The 23,139-nt window shown below is 58.9% G+C and carries 19 protein-coding genes and 1 pseudogene; 11 read left to right on the forward strand and 9 right to left on the reverse strand.

Annotated elements, in window-relative coordinates; all coding sequences use genetic code 11:
- The first annotated feature begins 14 nt into the window (after positions 1–14).
- The 5 genes from LB523_RS24220 to LB523_RS24240 all read left to right on the forward strand — a co-directional run bounded on the left by LB523_RS24220 (position 15) and on the right by LB523_RS24240 (position 7,248).
- On the forward strand, positions 15–512 hold the full coding sequence (locus tag LB523_RS24220) for a GNAT family N-acetyltransferase (RefSeq protein WP_224607679.1): 498 nt from the start codon (positions 15–17) through the stop codon (positions 510–512).
- Between the two features lie 63 nt (positions 513–575).
- Positions 576–1,736: a glycosyltransferase family 1 protein gene (locus LB523_RS24225; RefSeq protein ID WP_224607682.1), complete on the forward strand. Its 1,161-nt coding sequence runs from the start codon at positions 576–578 to the stop codon at positions 1,734–1,736.
- Between the two features lie 192 nt (positions 1,737–1,928).
- Entirely contained in the window at positions 1,929–2,744 is an 816-nt protein-coding gene (locus LB523_RS24230; RefSeq protein ID WP_224607685.1) for an ABC transporter permease, read from the forward strand.
- Positions 2,745–2,776: 32 nt separating this feature from the next.
- Positions 2,777–3,481: an ABC transporter ATP-binding protein gene (locus tag LB523_RS24235; RefSeq protein WP_224604970.1), complete on the forward strand. Its 705-nt coding sequence runs from the start codon at positions 2,777–2,779 to the stop codon at positions 3,479–3,481.
- A 53-nt stretch (positions 3,482–3,534) separates the two neighbouring features.
- Positions 3,535–7,248 (forward strand): glycosyltransferase, encoded by a 3,714-nt coding sequence (locus LB523_RS24240; protein ID WP_224607688.1) that lies wholly within the window; start codon positions 3,535–3,537, stop codon positions 7,246–7,248.
- A gap of 68 nt (positions 7,249–7,316) precedes the next feature.
- Here the strand turns inward: LB523_RS24240 and LB523_RS24245 are convergent, their stop codons facing one another.
- From LB523_RS24245 to LB523_RS24265, 5 genes are all read right to left on the reverse strand, one after another.
- Complete coding sequence (locus tag LB523_RS24245) at positions 7,317–7,940, reverse strand: class I SAM-dependent methyltransferase (RefSeq protein WP_224607691.1); 624 nt, start codon at positions 7,938–7,940, stop codon at positions 7,317–7,319.
- Positions 7,941–8,295: 355 nt separating this feature from the next.
- The gene (locus LB523_RS24250; RefSeq protein ID WP_224607694.1) at positions 8,296–8,676 is read right to left on the reverse strand and encodes a GtrA family protein; all 381 of its coding nucleotides are present in this window, start codon (positions 8,674–8,676) and stop codon (positions 8,296–8,298) included.
- Entirely contained in the window at positions 8,666–9,568 is a 903-nt protein-coding gene (locus LB523_RS24255) for a WxcM-like domain-containing protein (RefSeq protein WP_224607697.1), read from the reverse strand. Before LB523_RS24255 ends, LB523_RS24250 begins: the two co-directional genes overlap by 11 nt.
- Before the next feature lie 44 nt (positions 9,569–9,612).
- Positions 9,613–10,581 carry a glycosyltransferase family 2 protein gene (locus tag LB523_RS24260; protein WP_224607700.1) on the reverse strand — a complete coding sequence of 323 codons (969 nt, stop codon included), beginning with the start codon at positions 10,579–10,581 and terminating at the stop codon, positions 9,613–9,615.
- On the reverse strand, positions 10,548–11,678 hold the full coding sequence (locus tag LB523_RS24265) for a DegT/DnrJ/EryC1/StrS family aminotransferase (RefSeq protein WP_224607703.1): 1,131 nt from the start codon (positions 11,676–11,678) through the stop codon (positions 10,548–10,550). The genes LB523_RS24260 and LB523_RS24265 overlap by 34 nt, the downstream gene beginning before the upstream one ends.
- Before the next feature lie 572 nt (positions 11,679–12,250).
- Here LB523_RS24265 and LB523_RS24270 point away from each other — a divergent pair.
- The 3 genes from LB523_RS24270 (at position 12,251) to LB523_RS24280 (ending at position 15,829) form a co-directional block, all read left to right on the forward strand.
- Positions 12,251–14,284: a UDP-N-acetylglucosamine 4,6-dehydratase gene (locus tag LB523_RS24270; protein ID WP_224607707.1), complete on the forward strand. Its 2,034-nt coding sequence runs from the start codon at positions 12,251–12,253 to the stop codon at positions 14,282–14,284.
- Between the two features lie 93 nt (positions 14,285–14,377).
- Positions 14,378–15,289 (forward strand): glycosyltransferase family 2 protein, encoded by a 912-nt coding sequence (locus LB523_RS24275; RefSeq protein ID WP_318011863.1) that lies wholly within the window; start codon positions 14,378–14,380, stop codon positions 15,287–15,289.
- 3 nt (positions 15,290–15,292) lie between these two features.
- Complete coding sequence (locus LB523_RS24280; protein WP_224607710.1) at positions 15,293–15,829, forward strand: sugar transferase; 537 nt, start codon at positions 15,293–15,295, stop codon at positions 15,827–15,829.
- A 13-nt stretch (positions 15,830–15,842) separates the two neighbouring features.
- Here the strand turns inward: LB523_RS24280 and LB523_RS24285 are convergent, their stop codons facing one another.
- Both LB523_RS24285 and LB523_RS24290 read right to left on the reverse strand, forming a co-directional pair.
- The gene (locus LB523_RS24285; protein WP_224607713.1) at positions 15,843–16,787 is read right to left on the reverse strand and encodes an NAD-dependent epimerase/dehydratase family protein; all 945 of its coding nucleotides are present in this window, start codon (positions 16,785–16,787) and stop codon (positions 15,843–15,845) included.
- Positions 16,784–18,076: an O-antigen ligase family protein gene (locus LB523_RS24290; RefSeq protein WP_224607715.1), complete on the reverse strand. Its 1,293-nt coding sequence runs from the start codon at positions 18,074–18,076 to the stop codon at positions 16,784–16,786. The genes LB523_RS24285 and LB523_RS24290 overlap by 4 nt, the downstream gene beginning before the upstream one ends.
- 453 nt (positions 18,077–18,529) lie before the next feature.
- Here LB523_RS24290 and cysD point away from each other — a divergent pair, with 453 nt between their 5' ends.
- The 3 genes from cysD to cysQ are packed head-to-tail and all read left to right on the forward strand — an operon-like array spanning position 18,530 to position 22,162.
- Positions 18,530–19,435, forward strand: coding sequence for a sulfate adenylyltransferase subunit CysD (gene cysD, locus LB523_RS24295; protein WP_263493165.1), 906 nt, complete (start codon positions 18,530–18,532; stop codon positions 19,433–19,435).
- 2 nt (positions 19,436–19,437) lie between these two features.
- Positions 19,438–21,375, forward strand: a complete 1,938-nt coding sequence (gene cysN, locus LB523_RS24300) for a sulfate adenylyltransferase subunit CysN (protein WP_176476986.1) — start codon at positions 19,438–19,440, stop codon at positions 21,373–21,375.
- 7 nt (positions 21,376–21,382) lie between these two features.
- Positions 21,383–22,162, forward strand: coding sequence for a 3'(2'),5'-bisphosphate nucleotidase CysQ (cysQ, locus tag LB523_RS24305; protein WP_224607722.1), 780 nt, complete (start codon positions 21,383–21,385; stop codon positions 22,160–22,162).
- Between the two features lie 117 nt (positions 22,163–22,279).
- Here the strand turns inward: cysQ and LB523_RS24310 are convergent, their stop codons facing one another.
- Positions 22,280–22,576 carry a DUF982 domain-containing protein gene (locus LB523_RS24310; RefSeq protein WP_224545718.1) on the reverse strand — a complete coding sequence of 99 codons (297 nt, stop codon included), beginning with the start codon at positions 22,574–22,576 and terminating at the stop codon, positions 22,280–22,282.
- Positions 22,577–22,776: 200 nt separating this feature from the next.
- Positions 22,777–23,139 (reverse strand): annotated as a pseudogene (locus tag LB523_RS24315) (amylo-alpha-1,6-glucosidase); the annotation flags it as partial.

Raw genomic sequence — 23,139 nt, forward strand, 5'->3', positions numbered from 1 at the left:
CACGTCTACGCACAATGAAGCAGCACGTCGCTCCCTTTGGAGATGGAACCATCGTCTTGAGGCTTATGGAGGAAAGAGATCTCGAGACCATCCTCGCTTGGCGCAATCGCGACGAGGCACGGGTTTGGTTCAAAAACTCCGACAAGATTGCGTTCGATGCGCACCTTGCTTGGTACAGAAGCTACCTTCAAAAGGAAGACGATTTTTTCTTCTTGGTGGAAGCGAATGGGGAGCCGGTCGGCCAATGCGGTGTTTACGGCATCACTAACGGAAGCGCCGAAATAGGGCGGTTTCTTGTTGCGCCTGAAATGGCGGGAAAAAGCTACATTGGCCGATCGTGCGCCGAGATCATCCGTTTCAGCACCGGGTTTCTGAACCTCTCCTACCTCTTTCTGGAAGTGATGGAGGAAAATGCCAGGGCTATTCGTGTCTACACACGCCAGGGATTCGTTGAAGAGAGCCGACAGGACGGCTTAATTCGCATGGCCCTTGGCCGAGATAGAGCCTCATGATCCTTGGGCGCACCGTTGAGCGGATGCTGTGGTCGCCATATCGAACAGCTTTGCGAGGCCGACATGGCTAGCATTCTAATGGTTATAGAAGCAAAGATTGCTACCACATATTTGGTAGAGCAAATCATGCGAGCTTGTGGATTGCATGGTGTTGACTACGAAGTGAAATTTCTAAATGAACTTCGGATCGACGACGTTACTCCAAATACCATCCCCATGTTTGTGCGGTGCGGTGATCCTCTGGTTCTTTCGTGGGCACAATTGCTTGTCGATGCAAACAGGTCGTACATATACTACATTGATGACAACTTCTGGCGGATCAGAGGGGAAAGCCCGCTTGCCGTGTATTATCGGCACCCACTCATTAGAAAGGCCCTACAATTCGCGGTCTCCCATGCTGAAACGGTGATCGTCAATTCTCCTGAACTAGCAACATTCGTTTCCAGATTTAATACCCGCGTGGCAATCCTGCCGGCTTTTTTTGATTTCTCGCTTATTGAGGGGGTGGCTCAATCCGCTAGCGAGGAAATCCGGATCGGATTTGCGGGAAGTCCCTCACGTATCGACGATCTGGATCTGATCGCGCCGCTTATAGAACCGGTTCTGGAAAGATTCCCGAAAACGATTTTCGAGTTTGCCGGTGTTCTTCCGAGAGGGATCGCAGCGGGGACGAGGGTACGTTTTTTTCCACATACCGGTGACTACGCCACCTATATCAGGTTCCAAGCTTCGAGGAACTGGGCAATTGGCTTGGCGCCTTTGCTTGACCACGAGGCGAACCGCGGCAAAACCGACAACAAGTATCGGGAATATGGCGCGTGCCGCATAGCAGGTATATACTCAAATATTCCCCCCTATAGAAATGTAGTTATAGACAATGAAACGGGATTACTGATCGAAAACACCAAAGAGCTGTGGCTAAATGCGATCGAAAATCTAATTAGCTCACCAGGAACCCGGAAAAATATTGGTAATTCGGCGTTTAATCACGTAGATGAGATATATAATTTGCAAAAAGTGGCACTTGAGTGGGCTAGGTTATTTCAAAGCATAGATATGTCGAGGCAAAAATTTACAAAACAACTTGGGCGTGGCGGATTTGGATGGAGAAAGACTTTAAGAAAATTGCAAAGATACGCAATTTACATACATATTTCTTATATTGAAGGTGGAATTTATTTGGTAGCTAGAAGGATAGCCAAAAAATTATTGGTAATTGCTTGATGGCTCATTTCTTGATGTCTAGCCGATCCGGGTGCGTCATCTGCCGAGGGCGGTATAGCGCCGAGGGATTGTGGTCACTCATGGTGACATCGTGTCGGCTGATCCAGATATGCTCCACTCTCAAACCTTGGAATTGCCCGAAACGGCGTCATGATTGGAAGCGAAACGATCTTGGGCAAACCGGTGCGGTTCATGAAGCATAGCTATTCCAGTGCAGACAAGAGCAGGCTACTCCGGGATGTTATTCGCTCGTTGCTGCTGCATCGCGTCTGGTTCTTCATCGGTATGCAAGACATCAAGCGTCGCTACCGTCGTTCGTTCATCGGTCCGTTGTGGATTCTTCTCAACCTCGGCATGTATGTTGGGGCTATTGGTTTCGTCTATGGCGTCATGTTCGGGCAAGATCTGAAGGCGTTTCTACCCTATCTGATGCTCGGTTTCGTCACTTGGGGGGTGATTTCCGCGTCCGTAATCGATGCTGGATCGGTCTTTGTGAGCGCCGAAGGTTATATTAAGCAGTTTTCATACCCAAAGCAGATATATATCTTACGGGCAGTCGTAAGCGCCAGTACGAATTTCGCAATGGGTCTATTGGCTGTGGCTGTTGTGCAAATTTTTATAGGAACCGTTCAAATTTCCGGGTGGATTTTGGCTGCCCCAGGTCTTGTTTTGCTATATGTTGCGCTACTAGGCCAAACTACTGTCTTTTCCTACCTAGGAACCGCCTTTCGCGATTTGCCGCATGCATTAGCGGGTGTGTTGCAGATAGTATTCTACTTAACTCCGATCGTCGTTCCGGCGAGTGTTCTAAAGACTCATGGGCTAGAATTTGTTTATCTCATCAATCCGATCTATCATTTGATTGAAGTCGTTCGGTATCCAATACTGACTGGCGAATTGGCGCCGCTCTCGAGTTATGGCTTTGTGTCGATCTATATTGTGGTGGTGTATTGCGTTGCCTGGTACGTGGCGGGGCGGTTGGACAAGAAGGTGGTGTTTCTCCTTTGACGCGGAACTTCATACGATTACAGAACGTCGGTGTGCGTTTCACCGGCGATATGAACACCGACGGCTTGATTGGATGGCTAGCCAGAAAGCGGAGCGGAGGCGCAATCCCCAGCACCTACAGTGTTGAGGCACTCAAGGACGTCACTCTCGCTATCGAACAGGGGGAGAGGGTGGGGCTTATCGGACTTAACGGGGCGGGCAAGAGCACTCTGTTGAAGGTTATAGCAGGTATCTACACGCCGACCAGCGGTATCGCCGAAACGGAGGGCCATGTCTGCCCCATGTTTGAGTTTGCAACCGGTTTCGAAATGCACCAAACCGGTCGAGATAACATACGCATCCGAGGATTGCTGCTCGGCATGACGCCCGAAGAGGTAGAGGCAAAGCTGCCTGAAATCGAGGATTTTACCGAGCTTGGAGAATTCTTGTCATATCCCGTCCGTACGTATTCCGCGGGCATGTTCATCCGCCTTGCATTTGCTGTATCTACAAGTATAAATCCAGAAATACTTTTGATTGACGAAGTCATGGGAGCTGGCGACATTCGTTTTGCAAATAAAGCAAAGCGAAGAATGTTCGAGTTTATGGAACAAGGTAAAATATTAGTTTTTTCTTCACATAATTTTGATTTATTGAGAAGTTTTTGTGCTCGGACGGTATGGCTCGAAAAAGGAAGGGTCGTCATGGACGGAAAGACTGATGAAGTGATAGAAAAGTATGAGTCGGTTCAGGGATAGTTATGTTTGATTTTGATATTTATACTTGATAAACATAGAATTACGAGGGTAGCATGAAGTTTGGTGACTGTGGCCACGATCTTTCCATTAGGCGCATAGAGAAGGGAGGATCAGAACCCAGGGTGACGGTTATCCTTCCCACATTTGCGCGCGCAGATGGGCTTCTGAAGCTGTCGATTGAGAGCGTCCTTTCACAGAGTTATGGTGACTTAGAGCTCATCGTCGTGGATGATGGTTCGCGCGATGGAACCGCTGATGTGCTGAATGAATACCATTCTGCCGACAATCGGGTCGTCATCCACTCTTATAAACATAATAGTGGCCTTCCGGCTCTACGAGTGAATCAGGCTGCGCTTCGCGGCCGTGGGAAGTACATCGCTTATCAGTTTGATGATGATCTTTGGACGGAAGACAGCTTGAAGGTTCGCATGGGGTGGCTCGAGCGCCAGTCCGTACCAAGCGTCGTCTATGGAAGTTGCGATGCTTATCGCTCGACCGAAGAGGGCGAGGCCTTTCAGCGCGTGCTGGGACAGGAGTTCAATTACGCCCTTCTCCTACAGGGCAATTACATCGCTAACAACTCAGTGATTCACCATGCCGCTCTTTTCGAGAGGCACGGCATGTACGATCCTCACGTGGTGGCAAGGCGATATTCGGATTACGATCTTTGGCTGCGCTTCGGACGAAGTGCCCCGTTCCAATGGATAGATACGACGTGCTCAATTGTTCACGCTAACATGAAGAACTCGCTCGGTCGAGATATACGAGCAGATTTTACCCGCACTTCAAAGTACCTCCAAGTTGATCGGGATAGAAAGCTAAGACCTGACAATATTGCTAATTACGATCTGGTTTCAGCGGAGGGTTGGCGAAATAGGTTCTCGGATAAAGAGATAAGGGAATATTATAGAGAGGAGGCATTGCCTTTCATATCGAAGTTCAATGATTATTGTACTCCTACAGAAATGGCAGTTGCTGCATCAGGAGCAATGCAGCACAGGCGCATCCTGGTGTCGAAGCCGGACTACAGCACATCGGTCGATGTAACTATCCGCAATTTCGAGCGTCTTGAGGGGCAGAAGGGTTTTTCAAGTACCTTCGTTAGGGAGCGAGATGTCCCTTCCTTTGACACCTCGGATACCGACGTAGCCATTCTATACCGCACTGTAGGATCGGCAGAAAAGTTAGTGACGGGCACCGAGGGAAGAGGGATCTCCTGCGCCTACCTTATGGATGACAATATGCTTCGCTTCCATGAAGTGGGGTCAGAACATTCCTCTATCGCGCCTGGCACGCCAGCATATCGCAGCATAGTGGCTCAGGTGACTGCTTCTGATGCCGTTATTGGATATAGCGATCAAATTCTCGACGACGTCAAAACTTATAACCCGCATGCAATTAGACTAAATACCAGTATACAGCGTCGCTACATAGAGCCACGTTTATACAAACGGAATGGAAAGCTTAGGATTGCGATATTTAGCAATAAATTTCGCGCGCCAGTTATATCGAAGATATGGCCAGGGCTTCAACGTATTGCGTCTAAATACCGAGACAATGTTGAATTTCATTTCTGGGGAGTTGATCCGGGTGATTTTCCGGCACTGAAGTGCGATGTTCATTTCAGGCCTTTCACCCATTCTTACGAGAGATATCTGGATGAGTTGAGCAGCACGTATTTCGATCTCTCGCTCACGCCACTCGAGGGTGAGACACGCGCAGATCAGAGCAAAAGCCCTATCAAATTGCTGGAGTCGGTCGCCGCCGGTGCAATTAGTGTGATGAGTGACGTGCCACCCTATAGCGGCCTGCCTGACACGGTTTGTGTCAAAGTGCGTAATCGACCTGAGGATTGGGCAGACGCGATTGAAGGTTTGCTCACACTCAAGGCGGAGCAGCGCGATGAAATCTTGGAGCGGGCGCGGGCATTTGTCGAAGGTGCCTATACTGCGGAGGTGCAGTATTACGACCTGTATGGCGCGCTCGCTGCGACAGGACTTCACAAGCGTTTGAAGAACAAGGCAGTTCTATACGCGTTTCACGAAGCGGCACTGGGAGGTGCGACGCTTCATTTGCTACGACATGCGGCGCTTGTGGCGTCGTTTGGCTTCCGGGTTGTTGGTTTGGTCCGGCGGGACGACAAGTTCGGACCGGAGTTTGCTCGTCGCTGGCGCGAAGCAGTGAAGGATGCACCTCTGTTGGAGGAGGACTGGCCTCATGGAGCGAACAGCGCCGACGAATTCAAGGCACGGTCGCTACATGCGACCGATATAGAGGTTGCCCAACGCGTTGGGGAACGACTGGGCGATTCGAATGTTGGACTTGTTCATTTCGCTACATGGCAGCCAACCATGACGGCACTCGGATCGGTACTGGGCGTTCCGGTTGTTGCCAGTGTCCACCAATATTATGAGGGTGCTAACACGCGGGCTTTCGCCCATGCGATTCATTGTTCTTCGTCAACGCATGGAGAGCAATGGAAGAAAGCGTCTGGGGTTCCCGTGCGGCGCATTGTCTGTCCAGTTGATAGCGTCTTTTTCTCGCTTTTCGAGGCTCGTGAGGCTCGGAACTTCGCTATGCAAAGTCCGGTGCAGATAGTCGTCTCAGGAACGCTCCAGCCTCGCAAGAATCAACTCGCTGCCATCAAGGCGGCTCTCCTGCTGCAGAAGGTGGGGCACGACGTTACAGTTCATGTGCTCGGTTACGATGACCTCCGCCCTGACTACGCTAAAGTATGCCGCGATTATGTGGTGGAGCAAGGTCTGGAAGATCATGTAATTTTTCATGGTTTCGTTTCTGATCCGGAACGCTTCTACGCGAGCTGCGACTTGTTGCTTATCTCCGCGCTAGACGAATCCATGCCGCAGACGATGCTGCAGGCTATGGCGTCTGGTTTGGCTGTTGTATCGGCTAATGTTGGTGGTGTATCCGAATTGATCAAGCATCGCTATAGCGGCCTGATAGCTAAGAATACGTCACCTGAAGAGTTGGCGCAGTCCGTCAAGGAGCTTATTGGGTATTCAACTGTACGGCGGGCGGAGATGTTGCGCGCCGCCTACCGGACGATATCTATTCTTGGGCGCTCGAGCTACGTCCGTGCGGAACTGATGGACCTCTATGCCAGTGCCTTCAAAAGATGGGCGCCCACGTCCATCGGCGTAATCACCGACGCCTCGGGAGTCCGACCAGACATGCTCCACGAAAGATTTGAACCCACCGTGGCTTCCACAATTGCTAGGCTCCATTCGGAGGTGGAGGCTCAGCATTTCTCTCGCCCACTCAGACTTGCGAGAGCCGTCACCTGGCGGTCGAGCGAAGTGTGGGATACCATTTCCTCCGTGTTTTCTCCGCTTGAGCTGTTCAGCCGTCGGCACTTTGGCCGGGCCCGACGTGATGAGCTGCGGCTGAGCGAGAGTCTATCGGAGCTATCCTACAGGGAGTACACGGTGCAATTCGCGCTTCCCTCCCTCGCGACAGTCTATCTTGGCGTCGTGCCGCTTGCCCCGACGGCAGTCGGGTTCATAGGCATAGAAATCGTGTCAAACAAAGACAAGATCCTTGGCTCTACGACACGCTCTCTCTCGGGCCTTGAAGCGGATCTTCCAGTGAAGTTTTCCCTGAATACCTCTGTCACCGATCTTCAGGCGGGCTGGCGGCTTCGAGTGTTCGTGCGGGAAGCAGACGTACCTGTCACCATCTATGAAGTAGTGCGGCCAACGGCGCTGTACGGCACGCCAAAACGTTTCCCTTTTGCCAAGTTCGAGTAGCACAAGGGCACGGCACTTCAATCGGCTCATAAATTACGGACAGTAGAGTGCATCGCGCACACCAGGCGTCATGGCGTGCGCGTTACAATATAGACTTGCCCTCCCGAGCGGAGCTTGACGGATTCAATGTTGCCTTGGCTCTCCAACTTCCTACAGTTGACTGTTTTCCGAACAAAGGCGTCTGAATACCGTCGGTGCAGAAACTGAACGTTGCCAATCGTTTCGTAATTTTCCACTACCTCCTGACTCTCGCTCGGCCAAGTGGTAAAGATGCACGTTTTGCGTGAAACGCGAAGCAATTCCGCCACGAACTGTTCTATTTCGGGAATATGCCCGAGCACCTCAAAGCACAGAACTACGTCGAATTCCCGATCTTCGAATAGAAGGCCGTAGCCGTCCCCGAAATGAAATTCGCCTTTGGGAAAACTTTTTCTCGCTATATTCAACATTTTTAAAGACGAGTCGACGCCCATATATCTGGAGCCAGTAGGTAGACGTCCTATCAGTTTTTGATAGATAAGACCTGACCCGCAACCGACTTCCAAAATCGACGGTGCTGTAGCAGGGACGTGACCCAATACTATATCCACAAGCTCTTGGCGATGAGCGTTTTCAATTGGGGACTTCTGCCAGATTGAATGAATCTCATTTGCGATTTCACCAACATCCCAGTTTTCCCAGTCTCGGCTCACTGATAACTTCCTCTGATTCAAGAGTCGGGTCGGCAATTCGCAACAGCATGCATCTAGACAGTAATCTGGGAGACATCAGGGCGGTGGCCCCTTAGTAGGTAACCGATGGACGCAGCAGTCTTCACTTTGACGTGAACATTAAAGGCGGTAGTCGGGCGACAGGGTTGAGGATTTGCAATCCAGAGTGGCGGCGGACGATGTTTTGTCCGGCGCCGTTCTGATAGCATGTCCCTCTGCGAACTCCGACCGAGGATGCGGCGCGCCATGATCGTGCGCTTCTCCCGCACGGCCCAGCCTGCCGAATACGCCGGCATCATGGCCACCGAGACCGCCGCCCGGATCGAGGAGGGGCGTGTCAGTATCGTCTGCGCAGTATCCATCGAGAAACCAGGAAATTGAGCATCGTCGTGACGACAAGCGTTGCAAAGAATGCCGCCGCTCGGCTTTGCAGCGCTCGCTCGAGAAGATGAAGGCTTACCAAGCCTGCCACAAACACCGCGGAGACCGAGCCGCCGACCGCCAGCCGGTCCGTCAAGCCGGTGCGCCCGCCGGGAAAGACACGATCCGGATAGAACACCATCACGAATGCGAGGCCTGCCAGCCAGGCAATCGTGTAGGAAATGCCCGACGACAGGATCGTCAGGCCGGCAAAGTAGACGGCACTCGTCAGCGCGGTGTTCAGTCCTCCCGCCGCAAGAAAACGAAGCGCGTCCGAGCCTATCCGGTCAGCGGCCATCCGGCCCGACCGTCGCGAGGAAATCCGAATAGTCCCTGATATAATCGCTTGCGTCATATGGATGCGAGGCCATGACGAGCAAGACCGTGTCCGGCTGGAACTTGTACTGGATGCCCCACACCCCGGGCGGCAGATAGAGCCCGACCGAAGGGTCTGCCAGCGACACTTCCTTTCTGTCGTGACCGTCATCGACGACCACCGACAGGCGGCCATGGGTGGCAATCAGGAATTGCTGGCACTGGCGGTGCGCATGCTCGCCCCTGACCTTGTCGGAACGGACGCCGTAGACGAGAAACGAGCGCAAGGGCTTGAACGGCAGGTTGTGTCCGAACTCGAGCGGGGCCAGCTCGCCGCGAAGGTCGCTGAAATGCGGCAGCCGCCAGAGTTCACATCCGCCGACGCCCAGCGCCATTCTGTCGCCCGCGGCGCCGGGGGCCGCTTGCGTCATCACAGGCTCGACCTGCGGGCCGGTCTGATAGCCGACGATGACGGCCGGATTTCCAACCACCACGGCGTTTGCCGGCACGTTCTTGGTCACCACGGCGCCGGCGCCGATCATCGCCTGGCGGCCAATCGTTATGCCCGGCAGGATCGTTGCGTTGGCACCGATCGACGCGCCGTCCTCGACAATCGTCTGGAGAAACTGCTCCGGATAGTGCTTCGAACGCGGGAAGCGGTCGTTGGTGAAGGTCGCATTCGGGCCGACGAACACGCGATTGCCCAGCCGGACGCCGTCCCATAGCTGAACGCCGCTTTTTATCGTGACGTCATCGCCGACGCTCACGTCATTTTCGATGAAGACATGATCGCAGATGTTGCAGTTCGCGCCGATCACGGCGCCTGGGAGGACATGGGCAAACGCCCATATGCGCGTGCCATTGCCGACGCGCATGCTTTCGCAGATCCCGCGGTCATGAACAAAAAATGGTTTGTCGTTCATGCGGACGTCCCGTCAACAATGCGGCTTATTATCCGCAACGGGCGCGATTTGGTATTTTCAACCGCCCGCCAAAGATAACAGCCAAGGATGCCTTGCACCGCGAGGATCGCTGATCCAAAGCCCACGATCAGCAGCACTAGGGTCGTGTATCCGGCCGGATCGATCTTGCCCAGCAAGCGGGCGACGACGGTGATCACGGCAAACACAAGGCTGAGCACGCAGCCCGCAATGCCTACCCAGAGTATGAAAACGATCGGAAAATCGGAAAACGAGAAGATCGAATCCATCATATATCTGAGCCGGCGCCCAATGCCCCAGGCACTCTTCCCATGCTCCCGCTCGCGCCGCCGGTAGGGCACGAACTCCCGCCTGAACCCGACCCAGAACAGCTGAACCACAAGCGAGCTGTTTGGCTCCTCGATTGACAGGATCGCATCGAGCGCCTGGCGGTTGCAGGCAAATATATCGACCCCGCCGCTCGGCATGCTGGGCAAGATCAGCCTGCGGTAGACGCTCCAGAAGGCCCGGGACAGGAAACGTGTCAGAAGGGGATCGTCGCGGCCGGTTCTGCGGCCAAAAACGACGTCGGCCGTATCCTTTTCCAGCATCGAAAAGAATTCGACAATGAGCTCGGGCGGCTCCTGCAGGTCGGCCGCCATCGCGGCCACATGTTTGCCGGATGCGTGCTCAAGCCCCGTCCGAATGGCCGTGAAGGAGCCAAAATTCCGGCTGTGGAAGATGATCTTGTACCTGTAGCTGGCGTCCTTCAAAGCTCTGACCAGCAGGCCGCCCGACTGGTCGGGCGACCCGTCGATGACGAAGACAAACTCGATGTCGCCCTCATACATGGCGTCGAATTTGGCGACGGCCTGCAACAGGGAAGGAATGTTCGGCTCATTGCGGTAAATGGGAAAAACAAGAGAGCGCGCAGTCACATTGCCTCCCATTCGCCCAAGGCCCCGCACACTTGCTCGACCTCATCATTCGTCATGTCCGGGTAGCACGGGACGGAACAGAGACGACTGATGCTTGCCCTGGAGATTGCGAGATTTTCGGTCCCTTTCATGGGCAGGGCAGCCCAACCAACCTGATCGCAATCGAGCACGGGATAGTGGACATCGGTATCGACCCCGCGCTCCTTCATGAAAGTGCGGAATGCGTCCCGGTCGTCACACAGCAGAACCGCGAGGTGTGCGACGGCGCCGTTGCCGCCGTCAAGGAATTTGAGCCGGCGTCCGGTGGCGGCCTTAAATCGGCCAAGGATGCTACGGCGTTGTTCGTTGCGGCTGTTCAAGTCCGGAAGCAGCACATCCAAAATCGCGGCCTGGACATCGTCCATGCGAGAGTTGCGCCCTCCCGGCAGGGCCACATGGTATTTGGAACTCCAGCCATATTGATGAAGCTGACGAACGCGGTCCGCCAGTCTTGGGTTGGAGGTGAGGACTGCGCCGCCGTCACCCATCGCGCCGAGATTTTTGGTCGGATAGAAGCTGAAAGTGGCGATGTCTCCAAGCGATCCAGCCGTTTCACCCCTGATGCGAGCACCATGTGCCTGGGCGCAATCCTCAATGACCGGTATGTGCGACATGCCGGCATTGACAAGTCCTGCCCGGATAGCGGGAACATCGACCACGCCGCCGTAAAGATGGGTAACGACAATCGCTGCCGTGTCGGTACTCACCGCTTCCAGCACCGACTGGACGCTTGCAAGTTGGCTGGCTGGTTCGATGTCGACGTAGTTTGGAATGAGGTCGTTGTGCCAGCACGCGCAACTGGCATATCCCCCGGCATTCGCCGCCACGATCACCTCGCGTCCATGCGCATCGCCGAGCCCGACGATGGAGCGTAAGGCTAGTTCAAGGGCGTCCGTTCCGTTTGCGACGAGGATGCAATCCGAGGCTCCTGCAAACGTCGCAAAGTTCGCCGCGAATCGCTTCCCTGCCGCGCCATTGAGCCACCATCCGGACCGCAGCGTGCTTGCTACTTCGCGCGCGATTTCAACCTCATAGCGCTGGTACAGACGCTTGAGATCATTCATCGGAACGGCATTCGGCTTCGTCATCGACAACTCGACAGCGTGTCTTCTTCGTTCCGGCGTATTCGCCCCGCAAACATCCGGAAATTCAGATGATTCTGACATGACTCAGTTAAGAATACTTGCATCGCGGAGACAGCGGAAAGCCGGAACCGCGTGCCCAACTATTGAGATCCCGGCTCGGTCGCGACAGGCTGTCGTCATTTTGTGGGACGCTGCGAGCCTAGGGGCTGGCCAAACCGCTTCCGCAGACCTGATCGTCACCGCCGTCAGCGACTCCACTCGGCCGCTCGCCGAGCTCGCTGAAGCCAAAGATGGAAGCCGGATCGTCACATCGTGACATTTATTAGCTTTCCCTGTTGGGTATCTGACAGTTTCTCTGAACGACTGGCAATCCAGCCTGAGTTATTGCGGCTTCAAGTCAAATCATCCGCACAATCGAATATCGCCCAAAAAACCTCTAGCCCTCCCGCCCTCTCCGCGCTAAGGCGGTAACCGGGTGACGGGGTTGGGGATTGCAATCTGAAGTGGCGGTGGGCGATGTGTTTTGTCCGCGGCCGTTCTGATAGTATCACCGCGCCTGGAGTCAGTACTGCCCAATGACCGCATACGTAGAAGCCGTATCGGAACTCCGACCGAGGATGCGGCGCGCCATCATCATGGTCCAGGATCTCGTCATGGTCCTGGTCGCGGTGGCGCTTAGTCTCATCCTGTCGCAGTCGCGGCTTTCCTTCGACGCGTTCTCCGTCGGCGGGCTGGCCTGCTGGGCGCTCATCGTGCTCATCGCCCATCTGCTGTTCCGATCCAGCGGTCTCTATAACACCGTCTGGCGCTTTGCCTCCACGCCCGACTTCTTCAACATCCTCAAGGGCTGCGGCAGCCTGACGGTGGTGCTCTATCTGGCCTCGCTTACCTTCCGCTTCTTCTTCCAGCCGGTCGCCGGCCTCAACGAGCGCCAGTTCATCGTCTTCTTCCTGGTCTCCTTCACCATCATTTCGGCGCCCAGGCTCTATTATCGCTTCCTGCGCGACGGCGCGAGCTGGCGCATCCTGCGCCGCGCCGCCGGCGATGCCTCGACCAAGCAGGCGCTGTTCATCGGCCGGCTGGGCGAAGCGGATCTGATCGTGCGCTTCACCCGCACGGCGCAGCCCGCCGAATACGCCATCGCCGGCATAATGGCCACCGAGAGCGCCGCGCCGCTCGGCACGCGGATCCAGGGCGTTCCGGTCGTGGCGCTGCGACCGCGCCTGGTCGAGGTGCTGGAAGACTATGTCAAAGGCACGCAAAGCCTCGACCTTCTGATCTTCGGCCAGGGGGTCGAGCGCGAGATCGAAGACTATGCCGAGCTGGTGCGCGTCGCCCGCCACAGCGGCATCGCCGTCGTCCAGTTTGCCGGCCTGTCGGAACTGGGCCAGGGCGGCAAGCTGGTTCTCGATGCCGTCGAGATGGAAACCATCATGCGCCGTTCGGCGGTCGCCACCGATACCACGCGCATCGGCACCTTCGTTGGCGGCAAGCGCGTGATGGTCACCGGCGGCGCCGGCTCCATCGGCCGCGTGCTCGTCAAGCGCGCGCTGGAGCTGGGCGCCGAGGCGGTGCTGGTGGCCGACAATTCCGAATTCGGCATTTTCCAGCTCGATCAGCAGACCGACGACGCCGACCGCGACCGGCTGACCAGCCGCATCGTCGACGTCACCGACCGGCCTCACATGACGCGCCTCGTCAGCGAGTTCAAACCCGCCATCATCTTTCATGCTGCGGCGCTGAAGCATGTGCCGCTGCTCGAGGAGAACTGGGAAGCGGCGATCGAGACCAATGTCTTCGGCACGCTCGCCTGCGCCGAGATCGCCGCCGAATGCGGCGTGCCGCAGTTCCTGTTGATTTCCAGCGACAAGGCCGTCGACCCGACCTCGGTGCTGGGCGTCACCAAGCGTGCGGCCGAACAGATCGTGTCCTCGCTGCATGAGGCCCAGGCGGCCTCGCCGCCGCCGCGTGCCGGCGCGGCGAACGGCCATGCCGGCCCCGCCGATCTGCGTCATTCGGGCACGAAATTCATCGCCGTGCGCTTCGGCAACGTCTTCGGCTCCAACGGCTCGGTGGCGACCGTCTTCCAGGCGCAGATCGAGGCCGGCGGGCCGGTCACCATCACCGACCGGCGCATGACCCGCTATTTCATGACCATGGCCGAGGCCGTCGATCTCGTCATCATGTCGGCCGCCGATGCCGAGCAGCGCCAGGGCAAGGACGACTACGCCATCTACATGCTCGACATGGGCAAGCCGGTGCCGATCCTCGAAGTCGCCGAAACCATGATCCGCATGGCCGGCAAAAGCCCCTACACCGATATTCCGATCCGCTTCACCGGCATCAGGCCAGGCGAGAAGCTGCACGAGACGCTGCACGCCGAGAACGAGGAGGTGGTCAAGCTCGACACCGCCAAGATCTTCGGCCTCAGGACCGGCGTCGTCGAATGGCCGAGGATTGAGGCGGCCCTGCCGGCGCTGGCGGCCGCGATGCAAGCTCGAGACAAGACCGCGGCACTTGCCATCCTGGCCGGGCTCTATCGGGCGGAAGAAGACATGGGCGGCGTGCGCGAAGAGGCGGTGCCGAAAGCGGCCGGGCAGGTCGGTTAAAACTTTGCCGCGGGCCCGCAATTAGCTATTGAAAACCTTTCAAGCACCTCGCGGGCAAGTGATTCCAAAGCCGTGACCAGAAAAGATCAGCGCGTGGCCGTTCTCATGGGCACGAAGGATGGCGCGGCCTATATCGGCGAACAATTGGAATCCTTGGCTACGCAATCCTGGCCGCTCGTCGATCTCTGGGTTTCCGACGACGGCTCGTCGGACGCCACGGCCGCGATCGTCGAGGCGTGGCGATCGCGCTGGACCAAGGGGTCGCTGACACTTTTGCAGGGCCCGCGAAGGGGCTTCGCCGCCAATTTCCGCTCCATGATCCTCGATCCGCGCATCGATGCCGACTGCTACGCCTTTTGCGACCAGGACGATGTCTGGGAGCCGGATCGGCTGGAGGCCGCCATCCGCTGGATGGAGGGAGAGGACATGGAAACGCCGCTCCTGTTCTGCTCGCGCACAGCGACTATTTCTGAGGCCGGTGCTCCGGCCGGCTACTCGCCGCTCTTTCGCCGCCCGCCGTCCTTCCGCAACGCGCTGGTGCAAAGCATCGCCGGCGGCAACACCATGCTCTTCAACCGCAAGGCGCGCGACCTTCTGGCAAAAGCGTCAGCCAGAACCGAATTCGTCAGCCACGACTGGTGGGCCTATCTCATCGTCACCGCCGCCGGCGGCAAAGTCCGCTACGAGCCGCGGCCGCTGGTCAGATACCGCCAGCACGCGGCAAACCTCGTCGGCGCCAACGTTTCATGGAAAGCGAGGTTTTCAAGGCTGGGCCGTCTGTTCAAGGGCCAGTTCGCCACCTGGACGGACACCAATCTGCGCGGCCTAGCGGTCAACCGCGACCTCATCGCGCGCGATGCAGCGCTTTGCCTTCGCCTGTTCATCAGGGCGCGCAAGGGCAATATCTTCAGGCGCTTCGGCCTGCTCGGCAAAAGCGGTGTCTACCGGCAGACATTCATGGGCACGGTCGGGCTCTATGTCGCTTTCCTCTGGCGCCGGATCTGAGCCATGACGGCAAAGCGCGCGCTCGACCTGGCGGTCGCCGTTCCGATGCTGGCGCTGGCGTCACCCGTCCTGCTTGCCGCGATGCTGGCTATCCGGGCGACGTCGGCGGGCCCAGCCATTTTCTCGCAGATCCGCGTCGGCCGGGGAGGAGCCCTCTTCGCCTGTCACAAGCTGCGCACCATGTATCGGGAAACCCCTTCCTTGCCCACCCACGAGGCGCCGGCCCGTTCGGTCACCGCGGTCGGCAAGGTTCTGCGCGCAACCAAGATCGACGAACTGCCGCAGCTCTGGAACGTGCTGAAGGGTGAGATGAGCCTTGTCGGCCCTCGTCCATGCCTGCCGACGCAGGCGGAGCTGATCGAACGGCGCAAGGAACTGGCCGTGCTGGCAGCACTTCCAGGCATCACAGGGCTGGCGCAGGTCAAGGGCATCGACATGTCCGATCCAAGACTTTGCGCGGAAACCGATGCGGCCTACGTCAAGGCCGCCTCGACCGGCCTGGACCTCAAGATATTGCTGGGCACGTTCTTCCGCGCATAGAGCGTTTCACCGCTCACGGAAGCGGCGAACGGCTCCTCTGTCGCGCTAGTTCTTCAAGCCGGCCGAGTGTGTCGGCCTCCCGTTCCCAGCCTTCCGACGCAAGCAACGACGAATCGCAGACCTGCGTCGCCACCAGCGCATGCCACGCAGCCTGTCTGCCGCTGAGCGTGGCCAGCATCCGAAACGGCCAGGCCGGCATGGGAAGAAGCCGGGGCGGGCGGCCGTATCCGCGCCGGAACGCGGTGACGATTTCGGACATCCCAACCGGCGAAGCATCGCCCAGCACATAAGTTGGGAGCGGCGCCGTGGGACGGCTCAAAAGATGCGTCACGGCGCCGGCCACGGCCTCATGCGAGACGAGCGAACGAACCGCCGTCAGAGCGGCTGTCGGCAGCGGCAGGCCGGTGGCGGCCAACCGCATCAGCCCGCGCAGATTTCCCTTCATGCCTTCGCCATAGACCGGCGCCAACCGCAGCGCCGTCGCGCCGGCGCGTCCGGCCGTTGCAAAAGCCTCCAGAATTGCGATCTCGCCTTCGCGCTTGGAGCGCCCGTAGGCGCATTGCGGGGCAGGGGGCGTGGCCTCGTCGATCGTGCCGCTGAACCTTGCGCCCACCATGGCGCGAATCGAGGAGAGATAGACGAAGCGCCCGTCGATGCGCGTGGCGGCGGCCTGGGCGAGCTGTCCGGTCAGCGTCGCGTTGACGGCTCGCAAGTCGGCCGCGCCGGCGCTGCGGTCATTATTGAGCGCCGCGCAGTGGACGACATGCGTCACGTCACGCATCAGGGTCAGAAAGGCCTCCTGCGGTGCATCGGTACCGGGCAGCGCGACGGCATCGTCCTCGCCTGCCAGCCGCTGCGGCAGGCGCGATGCAATCCGTATGTCGAATCCGGCCTCGCCCAACCGGCTGACGATCCGGCGTCCAATGAAGCCCGTCGCGCCGGTGACCAGGACCTTCATGGTTGCGGGCTGGCGCCCGGCGCCATGGTGGGCGCGCTTTTTCCGGTCGGTTCTATCGTCCGTCCGGAAGCGAGGTAGGTTCCCGAGATCAGGAACACCATTAGCGTCGCGTCGAGGATATCGTGGCCGACCAGGATTCCGGCCATTCCGCCGGTGAGATAGGTGATGACGGCGACAAGGATCATCGTCGCGCCGAACCTCTCCACCGGATCGGCGCTGCGGCGCAGCGTCCGTGCCGCATTCCGTGCGGCAACGACGAAGATCGACGCCAGGGCCAATGCTCCCAGCAGGCCGGCCTCGACCAGCGCCGTCAGGAAGCCGTTGTGGAAATGGCTGAAACCCTGCTGTAGGCCGAACTGGTCCTGCAAGCCGTGCTTTATCAGCGCCCGGCTCGCCGAGATGCCGTGGCCGAAAATCGGCATCTCGCGAAACGCGGCAAAACCGATTTCCCACATCGCCACGCGCAAGCCGAGCGCGGTCGAATGGTCGCCATTGGCATTCAGCGCATCCCAGTCGCTGACCAGGAAATCGGCCCGGTCCAGGATGACGCGAGAGCCGATGGCGGCAATCACAAGGGCCACCACGATGCCGATCGCCGCGAAGCGCGCCACGCTGGCGCCGGTGAACCGGCGGCGGTTGATGAGGAGCACGACGATGCCAGCAATCGGCACGGCTACCCAGATCATGCGCGATCCCGAATAGACGATCGCCAGGGCTCCGGCTATCGCTGCCAGGACCAGCAGCTTCCAGCGTTTCTCGATGCCTGACAGCGCGCCGGCAAGGCATGTCATGGCGGCAAGGCACGTGACGGTAGCGAAGACGATCGGATTGCCGGCGCCGCCCTCCGCCCTCACACCGAGCCGGTGGGACTGGAACACGGCCATCGCCAGCGCGCCGAAGCAGGCCGCGGTGCTGGCCAGAATGGCGATGCGTGCCAGCGCGGTCTTCTCGGTGATGCTCCACGTCGAATAGGAGAGGGGGAAAAGCAGGAAGGTGATCAACGGCAGGAAGAACCGCAAATCAGCAGCCAGCGTGCCGTTGACGATCGAAGCGAGAACCATCGCCGCGCAATAGGCATAGATCGCCGCCGTGACGGCGAGCATCGGCCGGTCGATATTGAAGCGTCGCCGCTTCGCGGCCACCAGCATCGCCGACCACACGCCACCGGCATTGAAGGCGATGCTGACCAGCGATCCAAGCACCGGCGGCGAAAAAAAGCAGACGATCGAGAAATAGATGTTGATCTGTGCGGGCGTGAGGTGGCGCCGGAGCGTTGTAGACGGGTTCAAATGCTTCGCTTCGCAATTCCAGGTTGCGCCCGGATCCATCGAGCCAGCCAAAGGCCGCCTCGCCGGTCTCCGTTTGCCGCGCCTTGCCCGTACCCCGAGCCCATATAGCGGCTGGCGCCGATCCGCGATAGTGCGGTCGACAATGTTGCGACAGAAATCCCCTGGTCTGGCGAGGATCGGGGAACTCAGGAATTTTCTGGGCGCCACGGCTTTTCCCGCTCAGCGTTTTCGATGGCTCCGGCAGGATTTTCCGCTTTGCAGGGCGTGTTTGGAAAATTCGTTCTCCAATCACCGCGCGCCGTGCGGGTCTTGCATTGTTATCGGCGGCGTCGATCTGTTAGAACGCCCGCACGAAACAGTTTGTCCGAAGTGAAATCTGCGCCTGGGCGGCATCGGATTGCCCCTGCGATGCAAGATTTCCGCTCCACGGCACGAGAGAACGCTCGACGCTCCATGAATATCGCGCTCACGCATCTGCAGCGGCTCGAGGCCGAATCCATCCACATCTTCCGCGAGGTCGCGGCGTCTTTCTCCAAGCCGGTGATGCTCTATTCGGTCGGCAAGGATTCCTCGGTGCTAATGCATCTGGCAATGAAGGCCTTCTATCCGGCCAAGCCGCCTTTCCCGTTCCTGCATGTCGACACCACCTGGAAATTCCGCGAGATGATCGCCTTTCGCGATCAGATGGCGCAGAAGCTCGGCTTCGACCTTTTGGTCCACGTCAACGAGGACGGCGTGCGCGACGGCATCAATCCCTTCGACCATGGTTCCAACACCCACACCCATGTCATGAAGACGGTGGCGCTGCGCCAGGCGCTCGACAAATACGGTTTCGACGCCGCTTTCGGCGGTGCCCGCCGCGACGAGGAGAAGTCGCGCGCCAAGGAGCGCATCTTTTCCTTCCGCAACGCCCAGCACGCCTGGGACCCGAAGAACCAGCGGCCGGAAATGTGGAAGATCTTCAACACCCGCATCGCGCCGGGCGAATCGATCCGCGTCTTTCCGCTGTCCAACTGGACTGAGCTCGACATCTGGCAGTACATCCTGCAGGAGAACATCCCGATCGTGCCGCTCTATTTCGCCAAAGAGCGGCCGGTGGTCGAGCGCGACGGCATGCTCATCATGAAGGATGACGACCGCATGGAACTGCATCCCGGCGAGGCGGTCGAGAACCGCCTGGTGCGCTTCCGCACGCTGGGCTGCTATCCGCTGACCGGCGCGATCGAGTCGGATGCCGACACGCTGGAAGCCATCGTCGGCGAGATGCTGACCGCACGCACCTCCGAGCGCCAGGGCCGCCTTATCGACCGCGACGAGGCCGGCTCCATGGAAAAGAAGAAGCGCGAAGGGTATTTCTGATAATGCGCCACATGATGGCCAAGAGCCTCGCCCCGACCGATTCGATCCGCGACTACATGGCCGCGCAGGAGAAGAAGTCGCTGCTGCGCTTCCTCACCTGCGGCTCGGTCGACGACGGCAAGTCGACGCTGATCGGCCGGCTGCTCTCCGACACCAAGCAGATATTCGAGGACCAGCTCGCCGCGCTCGAAAAGGATTCGCGCAAGCACGGCACCACCGGCGACGACATCGATTTCGCGCTGCTGGTCGACGGGCTGGAGGCTGAGCGCGAGCAAGGCATCACCATCGATGTCGCCTATCGCTTCTTCGCCACGCCGAAGCGCAAGTTCATCGTCGCCGACACGCCCGGCCACGAGCAGTACACGCGCAACATGGCGACGGGCGCCTCTACCGCCGATCTCGCGATCGTGCTGATCGACGCGCGCCAGGGCGTGCTTCGTCAGACCCGGCGTCACTCCATCATCGCCTCGCTGCTCGGCATCCGGCATATCGTGCTTGCGGTCAACAAGATCGACCTCGTCGGCTTCGACAAGACGGTGTTCGACCGGATCGTCGCCGACTACGGCGAATTCGCCAAGGAACTGGGCTTCATGAGCGTCGCGCCGATCCCGATGTCGGCGCGCTTTGGCGACAACGTCACCAGCCGCTCGGAGCGCACGCCCTGGTATTCCGGGCCGTCGCTGATCGAGCATCTGGAAACCGTTTCTGTCGACGAGGCCGCCGTCGAGCTGCCGTTTCGCTTCCCCGTCCAGTATGTGAACCGTCCGAACCTCGATTTCCGCGGCTTTGCCGGCACCATCGCCTCGGGCACCGTCTCTGAAGGAGACGAGGTCGTCGTCGCGAAATCCGGCAAGGCGTCCCGGGTCAAGCGCATCGTCGCGCAAGGCGGCGACCTTGAGCAGGCGGTCGCTGGCCAGGCGATCACGCTCGTCCTCGAGGACGAAGTGGAGGTATCGCGCGGCAACTTGCTGGTGTCGCCGGCCGCGCGTCCGCAGGTCGCCGACCAGTTCGCCGCCAACATCGTCTGGTTCGACGAGCAGGCGCTGCTGCCCGGCCGCTCCTACATCCTGCGCACCGAAACCGACCAGGTGAGCGCGACTGTCACCGACCTGAAATACCGGGTCAACGTCAACGATTTCGCGCATGAGGCGGCGAAGTCGCTCGACATCAACGAGGTCGGCGTCTGCAACCTGTCGACGCGCGCGCCGATCGCTTTCGATCCCTTCGCCGAAAACCGCACCACCGGCGCCTTCATCCTGATCGACCGCATCACCAACGCCACCGTCGGCGCCGGTATGATCCTGCATTCGCTGCGCCGTGCCGAAAACATCCACTGGCAGTCGCTCGATGTCGGCAAGCGCGGCCGTTCCGACCTGAAGAACCAGCGTCCGGCAGTGTTCTGGTTCACCGGACTCTCCGGCTCAGGCAAGTCGACCATCGCCAATTTGTTCGAGAAGAAGCTGTTCGCGTCCGGCCGCCACACCTACATCCTCGACGGCGACAATGTCCGCCACGGCCTCAACCGCGATCTCGGCTTCACCGACGCCGACCGCGTGGAAAACATCCGCCGCGTCGCCGAGGTGGCCAAGCTGATGGCCGATGCCGGCTTGATCGTCATCGTCTCCTTCATCTCGCCCTTCAGCGCCGAACGGCGCATGGCGCGCGAGCTGATGGCCGAGGGCGAGTTCGTCGAGGTGTTCGTCGACACCCCGTTCGAGGAATGCGCCCGCCGCGATCCAAAGGGTCTCTACGCGCGCGCCTTGAGCGGCGAGATCAAGAATTTCACCGGCGTCGATTCCCCCTATGAGGCGCCGGAGAACCCGGAAATACACCTGAAAACTCTGGGCAGGAGCCCGCAGGAGATGGCGGAAGCCTTGGAACACTGGCTGACCGAGCGCGACATTGCCGAGGAGCAGTATGACAATGGCGGCGGTATCTGACGAGGCGATGCTCGGCGTCTTCGAGCGCCTGGCGCTCGAGGCCGGGCGCGTGGTGATGCGCGTCTTCCACGAAGGCTGCGCCGTCGACAGCAAGGCCGATTCTTCGCCGGTAACGGAAGCCGACCGCGAAAGCGAGAAGATCATCCTGGCCGGCCTGCGCGCCGCCTATCCGGACATCCCCTGCGTGGCCGAGGAGGAGGTCGCAGCGGGAATTGCAACGCCCGATCTCGACGGCGCCTTCTTCCTGATCGATCCGCTCGACGGCACCAAGGAATTCGTCAACCGCCGCACCGATTTCACCGTCAACATCGCGCTGATCCGCCATGGCGTTCCGGAAGTCGGCGTCGTTTTCGCGCCGTGCACGGGACGCTTTTTCTCCGGGCGACCCGGCAAGGCCGAGGCGCTGGAGGTCGATGCCGACTATCGCATCGCCGGCCGCCGGCCGATCACGGTGCGGGCAGGGGGCACGCCGCTCGCGGTCGTGGCAAGCCGCTCGCACAACACGCCGGAAACCGAGGAATTCATCCGCGATCTAGGCGCCGCGGAGATCGTCTCGATCGGCTCGTCATTGAAATTCTGCCTGCTCGCCGCGGCGGAAGCCGATGTCTATCCGCGCTTCGGCCGCACCATGGAATGGGACACGGCCGCCGGCGACGCAGTGCTGCGCGCCGCCGGTGGCATGACGCGCACGCTGGACGGCCAGCCGCTCGTCTACGGCAAGCGTAACCAGGCCAGCGACGGCGATTTCGCCAATCCGCATTTCATTGCGCGAGGGAAGGGCGCGTAACCTCGCCGCTTGAGGGGGGATGGCCGGCAGGTCAGAAGGGGATCGGCGCCGACATTTGCGTTTCGCTCCGGCGCGATTCGTCGCAAGCTGCGCCTGACGAGGAGCCCTTTCGCACCCTTACAAGAGGTCTGCGTTGCTGATCTTAGGCCCAGTCATCCACGGCGGTGCTGTGGGCACGTCCTCGATGGCGCCAACCTTGCGGGCCCAAGTCGTAAAGGCCTTGTGCGCGGCCTCGACTGGTTTCCGACCGTCATAGGCCGAGTAGCACGCCTCGCAGGCCGCCGCGTGAAGCAGGCCACGTCTCTCCACAGGCCATTCTTCCAAAAACTCAATGGCATCCATCACGCAGTCAATCTTTTGGATGTAGCCATTCTCCCCTACGAAAACTGGCTGCTTGAAAGCATCACTTTCCATAGTGACCTCCCTTCAACAACTGACCCCGTTGATCGTTTCCGCAGATGCACCGCTAATATTCGAACACCTGCACGCCCGGCTGGGGACAAGAGAAAAGATTGGAAGCAGCTCTTTTCAGTTCAAGAGGAGCCTGCGAGACGTCGCCAGCAGAACCTCGATGCTACAGTGAGCATCGATGGCAGGCCCTGCTGTCCCGGTTCCTAAGAACGAACGACCAGCGGCACTAAGCCCTCGTGCCGTTCGCCGAGATAGCAGACGACCCGGTCGCCGACGCGCTGGAAATTGAGGTCGACCTTCGCCTCGCCCACGGCTAAGTGCCGGATGACGATGTTGTCGATGCCTATCGGCAACCGTGGGCGTTCGACATTGATCTCGCGCTTCCAACCATCGATGCGGATCCCCAGGCAGGCCTGCAGCATCATGAACGCGGAACCGGCCGACCATGCCTGCGGCAGACAGGCGACGGGATAGGCGATCGGCGCATCCCCGATCGCCCGCGTAAAGCCGCAGAACAGCTCCGGAAGCCGCATATTGAACCGGACCGCCGCCTCGAACATGCTGCT

This window comes from Mesorhizobium sp. ESP-6-4, assembly GCF_020164735.1.
GTDB lineage: Bacteria > Pseudomonadota > Alphaproteobacteria > Rhizobiales > Rhizobiaceae > Mesorhizobium.

Bases quoted from the DNA above. Each gene is read 5' to 3' on its own strand.
- LB523_RS24220 (WP_224607679.1), top strand. From the start codon at position 15: ATGAAGCAGCACGTCGCTCCCTTTGGAGATGGAACCATCGTCTTGAGG.
- LB523_RS24225 (WP_224607682.1), top strand. From the start codon at position 576: ATGGCTAGCATTCTAATGGTTATAGAAGCAAAGATTGCTACCACATAT.
- LB523_RS24230 (WP_224607685.1), top strand. From the start codon at position 1,929: ATGAAGCATAGCTATTCCAGTGCAGACAAGAGCAGGCTACTCCGGGAT.
- LB523_RS24240 (WP_224607688.1), top strand. From the start codon at position 3,535: ATGAAGTTTGGTGACTGTGGCCACGATCTTTCCATTAGGCGCATAGAG.
- LB523_RS24250 (WP_224607694.1), bottom strand. From the start codon at position 8,676: ATGGCCGCTGACCGGATAGGCTCGGACGCGCTTCGTTTTCTTGCGGCG.
- LB523_RS24255 (WP_224607697.1), bottom strand. From the start codon at position 9,568: ATGCGCGTCGGCAATGGCACGCGCATATGGGCGTTTGCCCATGTCCTC.
- LB523_RS24265 (WP_224607703.1), bottom strand. From the start codon at position 11,678: ATGACGAAGCCGAATGCCGTTCCGATGAATGATCTCAAGCGTCTGTAC.
- LB523_RS24270 (WP_224607707.1), top strand. From the start codon at position 12,251: ATGACCGCATACGTAGAAGCCGTATCGGAACTCCGACCGAGGATGCGG.
- LB523_RS24280 (WP_224607710.1), top strand. From the start codon at position 15,293: ATGACGGCAAAGCGCGCGCTCGACCTGGCGGTCGCCGTTCCGATGCTG.
- LB523_RS24285 (WP_224607713.1), bottom strand. From the start codon at position 16,787: ATGAAGGTCCTGGTCACCGGCGCGACGGGCTTCATTGGACGCCGGATC.
- cysD (WP_263493165.1), top strand. From the start codon at position 18,530: ATGAATATCGCGCTCACGCATCTGCAGCGGCTCGAGGCCGAATCCATC.
- cysN (WP_176476986.1), top strand. From the start codon at position 19,438: ATGCGCCACATGATGGCCAAGAGCCTCGCCCCGACCGATTCGATCCGC.
- cysQ (WP_224607722.1), top strand. From the start codon at position 21,383: ATGCTCGGCGTCTTCGAGCGCCTGGCGCTCGAGGCCGGGCGCGTGGTG.
- LB523_RS24310 (WP_224545718.1), bottom strand. From the start codon at position 22,576: ATGGAAAGTGATGCTTTCAAGCAGCCAGTTTTCGTAGGGGAGAATGGC.